Raw genomic sequence first — 6,490 nt, 5'->3', positions numbered from 1 at the left:
CCCTTTCCAGCTGGAAAGGGGTTGGCTCATTTCACTCTTGCCAGTGTAAAACCATCCCAGCCTTTACTGCCGACCGTTTGTAGCGCGGTTACAGAAAGGCCTGTGTGGTTTCCCATCATTTCGATAAAGGTTCTCACGCCCTGAACGCGATCGTCGTCGCTGTCGGGGTTGGCAACCTCACCGTCACGCACCACGTTGTCCCCGATAATTAGCGTGCCAGGGCGCGAATATTTTAATGCCCATTCCAGATAAACCGGGTTATTAGGCTTATCGGCATCGATAAAAATCAAATCGAACGGCGCTTCATTACCCAGATGGGCGAGCGTTTGTGCCGCCGGGCCGATATGCAATTCAATAGTTTTTTCCAATCCTGCGAGCTTAATATTTTTTTGCGCAACTTCGGCGTGACGAGGGTCGGCTTCAAGCGTAACCAGCTTGCCGTCAGCGGGCAGGGCTCGCGCCATCCAGACGGAACTGTACGCTCCCAACGTACCAATCTCGAGGATTTTGCGCGCGCCGGTTATCTCCACCAGCAGCTGAAGGAATTTCCCCTGGTTAGGGGCTACATCGTGGGCGGGTAGCCCAGCGGCATGATTATTGTCGAGGATTTGTTGGAAAACGGTATCGGAAGGGATCAAAGCACTGACGAGGTATTCATCTACATCGGACCACTGCTGCATCACTAACTCCTTGGGGCGGGGTAAGATTTCCCTCTCCAGTAGGAGAGGGCCAGGGTAAGTTCATTCCATAACAAATTCAGGCGATTCGGCGCTTATCTTCCGCTTCGCTACGGGTAATTTTCACCGGAACGGATTTTGACGTCGGCGTGCCGGTGCCGTCCCCAACGCTGCCAAGCGGCACCAGCGGGTTGGTTTCCGGGTAATAGGCCGCTAGGTTACCGCGCGGAATGTCATACGCGACCAGCTTAAAACCTCTGACTTTACGGGTAATCCCGTCGTGCCAGACGGTTTCAATATCGACTTTATCACCGTCGTTCAGACCCAGCTCACCCATGTCATCAGGATGAATAAACAGGACTTCACGCTGGCCGTAAACGCCGCGATAGCGATCGTCCAGGCCATAAATCGTGGTGTTGTACTGATCGTGAGAACGCAGCGTTTGCAGCGTGAAGGGGGCCGTTACGCCTTCCCACAACGAGTCAGGCAGTGGGGCATGGCTGAATTCCGCTTTACCGCTCGGCGTATTAAACCGCAGTTCAGCTGCCGCATTCCCCAGATAAAATCCGCCGGGTTCTTCGCAGCGCTGGTTGAAGCCTTTAAAGCCGGGCAGGGTGGCGGCAATATGATCGCGAATAAGGTTGTAGTCGTCGGCAAGCTCGAGCCAGTCGAGTTTGTTTCTGCCTAAAACCGCATCGGCAATGCCGGCGACAATGGCGGTTTCCGAACGCTGCGTATCCGCAATCGGCTTACCGATGCCTTCGGAGGCGTGCACCATGCTGAAGGAGTCTTCGACGGTGACAAACTGCCGCCCGGTAGCCTGCATATCTTCTTCAGTACGGCCCAGAGTGGGCAGAATCAGCGAGGCTTTGCCCGGCACGAGGTGGCTGCGGTTAAGCTTGGTGCTGATGAACACGGTCAGGCCGCAGCGGCTAATGGCTTCTTCCGTTCTTGGGCTGTCCGGTGCCGCAGCGGCAAGGTTTCCTCCCAGCGCAACCAGCACTTTTATTTCATCGCGCAGCATGGCGGCCAGAGCTTCAACGGTGTTGTGGCCGTGCTCGCGCGGAGGCACAAAATCAAAGTGTTTGGCCAGGTTATCCAGCAGGCTTACCGGCGGCTTCTCGTCAATCCCCATCGTGCGGTTACCCTGCACGTTGCTGTGACCACGCACCGGGCACAGGCCAGCGCCAGGGCGGCCTAAATGCCCTCCGAGCAGCTGCAGGTTGACGATTTCACGCACGGTATTCAGCGAGTGTTTATGCTGGGTGATGCCCATGGCCCAGGTAAAAATGACCCGTTTTGAATGCTGCCAGATTGCTGCGGCGTCTCGGAGCTGCAGTTCGCTCAGGCCGGACTGCTGGGTGATTTTCTCCCAGCTGGTTTCATCGATGGCGGCAAACCAGGCGTCCACGCCCTGGGTATTGGCGTCGATAAATGCCAGATCGAACACGCCTTCTTCGCCTTCGGTAATGCGGCGGCGATGGGCTTCCAGCAGCGCTTTGGCCATACCGCGAACGGCGGCCATGTCGCCGCCCAGATTCGGTTGGTAATAGTTGGTGCTGATGGTGCCCGCCAGAGGGGTGATAACTTCCAGCGGCTTTTGCGGATCGGCAAAGCGTTCCAGGCCGCGTTCACGCAGCGTATTAAAGGTGACTATCTGGGCACCGTTTTCCGCCGCATGACGCAGGCTGTGCAGCATTCGCGGATGGTTGGTGCCGGGATTCTGCCCAAAGACAAAAATGGCGTCGGCTTTATCAAAATCATCCAGTCTGATGGTGCCTTTTCCTACGCCGATGCTGCGCTTCAGCCCGCTGCCGCTGGCTTCATGGCACATGTTTGAGCAGTCCGGAAAGTTATTGGTGCCCAGCATGCGGCCAAAAAGCTGATAAAGGTAAGAGGCTTCATTGCTGGCGCGGCCGGAGGTGTAGAGCTCAATCTGATCCGGGTTATCCATTGCCTTGATATGTTGCGCAATCAGGCTAAACGCGCTGGCCCAGCTGATGGGTTCGTAGCGGTCAGTTTGCGGATTGTAGCTAAGCGGTTCGGTAAGGCGGCCCTGGTATTCGAGGAAATAGTCGCTTTGTTGATAAAGTTTACTGACGCTGTGTTGAGCAAAAAACTCGCTGTCGATAAAACGGCGAGTGGCTTCCCAGGTGACGGCTTTAGCGCCATTTTCGCAGAAGCTAAAGGTGCTTTTGTTATCGTCACCCCAGGCACAGCCCGGGCAGTCAAAGCCTTTAGCCTTGTTCATGCGCATCAGGTTGCGCAGGTTTTTCAGAGCATGTTTGCTGTCGATGACGAAGCGGGTGGTCGCTTCGAGAGAACCCCAGCCGCCCGCTGCGGCCTGGTAAGGCTTGATAGCCGATTTGAATTTCATATGGCAGGTGTCACTTGTTATGGTTGATTGCGCAATAACACAGATGAGTTGCTTACCTTTAGTTTACTCCTGATTAACATTTGTGGAAGCGCTAACGTCAATCGGCGGTCAACGAAACGGCCAGGGTCGAGTAAAATAGCCCGCAAGACTGCACTGCTTCACCGTCATAAAAGGAAGGGATAATGACCGTATCCATCAGTTGCCGCAGGGATATAGAAGAACTTCAGCGTGTTGAAGCGGCGGCGGCTCGTCGTTTTCTTAGCGTGCCTGAACTCGCGTTTTTAGCGGAGTTCGGAGTAACGGATGCAGCCACGCATGCCGCAGCAATCGAAGATGGGCAGGCCTGGAAGGTGACGGGAAGCGACGGCAGGATCAAAGGATTTTGCTATTGCGAACGCCATGATGATGCGCTGTATCTGGCCGAGATTTCTACCCATCCGGATTTTCAGCGTCAGGGCGTCGGGAGCTTACTTCTGGCCGAGGTGAAGCGTAAAGCGCAGGCGCTCGGCGTGAGCCAGATTACGCTCACCACTTACCGGGACGTGGCCTGGAATGGCCCCTGGTATCGGCGTCACGGCTTTGAGATTATTGTGGATTCACAGCTTACGCCGGAACTGGCTTGCTGTTTAGCGCACCAGCGTGACGCCGGGCTTATGGTTTTACCCCGGTGCGCAATGCGTTATTTACTCGGGGAGGGGGAGATCTCTGTCGATAAACCACTTCTGTAGCCGGGTAAGCTGCCGGATGTGATAGCCGATCGCCAGCTCTTCGTACAGCGTCGTCGGGGGGGTAAGCGGCGCAACATCCGGCCTGCCGCTCAGGATGGCTCGTCGCGCCTGATACCAGGCCCGGCGTTTCATCTCAATTTCATCTGGTCTTGTTACCCGATGTTTGCTCACGGTCATAGTCTGCCAACTTATAGTAAGGCGCGATTATACCCCGCAAAGCCGTCGATATGTCGTCCGATCTCCACGGGTGCCCATTTTTATTCAAGAAAAAACTAGTCTTGTCATAACGTTGCGTAATAATTGGCTTGCTGTCGTGCGATATATTCTGCCAATGGCTGACACGACCTGTCATCTGTTCGCGTTAACATTCCTGACACCTACTTGCAGGAGAAACACTCATGACCCCCCCCGAAAAAAGCACGCTGCTGGCAGACCGTATTGCCGGGATCTTTTGTGAAATGCTGAGCTGCGAGCGCGTGTCCCGTCACCAACTGGCCAGTAAATTTGGCGTCAGTGAACGCACGATTTACCGGGATCTCCGGCGACTTAGCAACTATGTTTATCATGTTGGCGACGATCAGTATGCCCTTAGTCGGGAAGTGACTCAGCAGCTGGAAAATTATCTGCTGCGGGTAAAGCGGAAAAAGCGATCTCATGAACTCTAAAGCGGGCTTAAAGCTTCATAGCTACGCCGCCGATAATGCGATAAATTACTCTTTTTATTAATGAAAAACCACAATCATCCCAAGGGCAAGATGCGTACTGAAAGTTTAACTGATATCGCCTATCGTCACTTTGTTGAAAGCGTAAAAGATTACGCCATCTACATGCTGAACGTCGATGGCACGGTAGCCACCTGGAATGAGGGGGCGCTGCGGGCGAAGGGATATCGGCGTGAGGAAATTGTGGGGCAGTACTTTGGCGCTTTCTATAGCGACGCCGAACAAAAAAGCGGCCTGCCCGAGCGCAACCTGAATATCGCGCTGAAAAACGGCAAATTTGAAGGCGAAGGCTGGCGTTACCGTAAAGACGGGACCCGCTTTTGGGCGCACGTGGTGATCGACGCCATTTATGATGAGCACCAGACGCTGCTTGGCTTTGCCAAAATTACCCGCGACATTAGCGAGCAGAAGGTGGTTATCGATAAAATATCATGGCTCGCTCGCTATGATGCGCTGACCGGGCTACCTAACCGCGTCGAATTTTTTAGCTTCGTGGAAAAACTTTTTACCGAGTCTGATTATAACCGCATTGCCATTTGCACTGTGGATCTCGATAAATTCAAAGAAATAAACGATATCGAAGGGCATCTGGTTGGCGACCAGCTTTTACAGCGGGTTTCTTCCTCGGTACTTAAGGCGATTGAAAAAGATGAAATCGTGGCCCGCTTTGGCGGCGATGAATTTGTCGCGGCAAAACCTTATAACCACGATGACGAACTTCGCAATTTTACCGAACGCCTGCATGGCTGTTTTGTGGGGAAACAGTTTTTCGCCCACAGCGAAATTACCGTGAGTGCCAGCATCGGCGTGGCGGTTTATCCCGATGACGCCACGGATATCAATACGCTTATCAGTAATTCAGACCTGGCGATGTACCGCGCTAAAGCGAACCTGGATAATAAGATTTGCTGGTATGAAAAAGACATGGATGAAAAAACGCGCCTGCGAAACCTTATGGCGGCGGATATTCGCCGCGGTATCAAAGAAGGGCAGTTCTTCATTCACTATCAGGAAAAACGCTCGCTCAAAGACAAAGCCATTACCGGTTACGAAGCCCTGCTGCGCTGGAATCACCCGGAGCAGGGGCTTATCCCGCCGGATGAGTTTATCCCTATTGCCGAGGAAAGCGGGGCGATTGTTCCGCTGGGTTATTGGGTGATTGAAACGGTGTGTAAAGAGTCGCTCGCCAACAAACTCGACAAAAAAGTCTCGATAAATATTTCCCCGGTGCAGCTGCGTAATCTTAGCTTTATCGACAATGTGCGTGACATTTTAATGCGTACCGCGTGGCCGATAACGCTGCTGGAATTTGAGGTGACGGAAACCGCTTTTATCATCAATAAAAAGCTGACGTTTAACATTTTGCACCAGTTCCAGAAAATGGGGATCAGCATTGCGCTGGATGACTTTGGTACCGGCTATTCATCCCTTAGCACGCTGCGTGAGTTCCACTTCGACGTCATTAAGCTGGACCGTAGCTTCCTGACTAACGTTGAAAGTAATTTCCAGGCCCGGTCCTTTGTACGGGCGATCATTTCACTCGGCAACTCCATCAATACGCCGCTTATCGCCGAAGGCGTTGAGACAAACGAGCAATTGCGTATTCTCGAAGAAGAAGGATGTACCGAGATTCAGGGGTTCCTTTTTGGCCAACCGGTAGATATCAAAAATATTCATCGTTAAAAACACGGCAGTGTGCGGCCGTACACTGCCTGTGTTGTAAGCAATGGCTGGTCTGTCTTTACTTTATGGGGTGTTGTTTTAACCTACGGCTGGATGTTTTTTACGCCGGATTATTCTAAAGTGTCGGTGTTTTATATGGTGATAATACCGGTGCGGTATTATGGCTGTATATGTTGATTCTGCTTTTGCTTTTGTCCCATTTGATAATGCAGATGAATGTGTTGGGTTAAATTAAGACTTATTCATCGCCCTGGTGTGTTGGATTTTGTTAATCTTTTCATCTGGTTGTATTTCCGCTTTGAT

The 6,490-nt window shown here is 52.6% G+C and carries 6 protein-coding genes; 3 read left to right on the top strand and 3 right to left on the bottom strand.

Annotated elements, in window-relative coordinates; translation table 11 throughout:
- Nucleotides 1-26 precede the first annotated feature (26 nt).
- A complete protein-coding gene (locus HX778_RS18100) occupies nt 27-683 on the bottom strand; it encodes an O-methyltransferase (RefSeq protein ID WP_176982705.1) in 657 nt (218 codons plus the stop codon).
- A 73-nt stretch (nt 684-756) separates the two neighbouring features.
- Nucleotides 757-3,054 (bottom strand): FdhF/YdeP family oxidoreductase, encoded by a 2,298-nt coding sequence (locus HX778_RS18095; RefSeq protein ID WP_176982704.1) that lies wholly within the window; start codon nt 3,052-3,054, stop codon nt 757-759.
- A gap of 182 nt (nt 3,055-3,236) precedes the next feature.
- On the opposite strand from HX778_RS18095, the gene HX778_RS18090 reads away from it, so the two are divergent.
- Nucleotides 3,237-3,782, top strand: coding sequence for a GNAT family N-acetyltransferase (locus HX778_RS18090; RefSeq protein WP_176982703.1), 546 nt, complete (start codon nt 3,237-3,239; stop codon nt 3,780-3,782).
- Here the strand turns inward: HX778_RS18090 and HX778_RS18085 are convergent.
- Nucleotides 3,738-3,914, bottom strand: coding sequence for a hypothetical protein (locus tag HX778_RS18085; RefSeq protein ID WP_176982702.1), 177 nt, complete (start codon nt 3,912-3,914; stop codon nt 3,738-3,740). The genes HX778_RS18090 and HX778_RS18085 overlap by 45 nt on opposite strands.
- A gap of 266 nt (nt 3,915-4,180) precedes the next feature.
- On the opposite strand from HX778_RS18085, the gene HX778_RS18080 reads away from it, so the two are divergent.
- The gene (locus HX778_RS18080; RefSeq protein WP_038472829.1) at nt 4,181-4,447 is read left to right on the top strand and encodes an HTH domain-containing protein; all 267 of its coding nucleotides are present in this window, start codon (nt 4,181-4,183) and stop codon (nt 4,445-4,447) included.
- A gap of 90 nt (nt 4,448-4,537) precedes the next feature.
- A complete protein-coding gene (locus HX778_RS18075) occupies nt 4,538-6,187 on the top strand; it encodes a bifunctional diguanylate cyclase/phosphodiesterase (protein ID WP_176982701.1) in 1,650 nt (549 codons plus the stop codon).
- Nucleotides 6,188-6,490 lie beyond the last annotated feature (303 nt).

The organism is Cedecea sp. P7760, from assembly GCF_013386425.1.
Lineage (GTDB): Bacteria > Pseudomonadota > Gammaproteobacteria > Enterobacterales > Enterobacteriaceae > Cedecea > Cedecea selenatireducens.
This window is presented reverse-complemented; position numbering and strand designations above follow the sequence as displayed.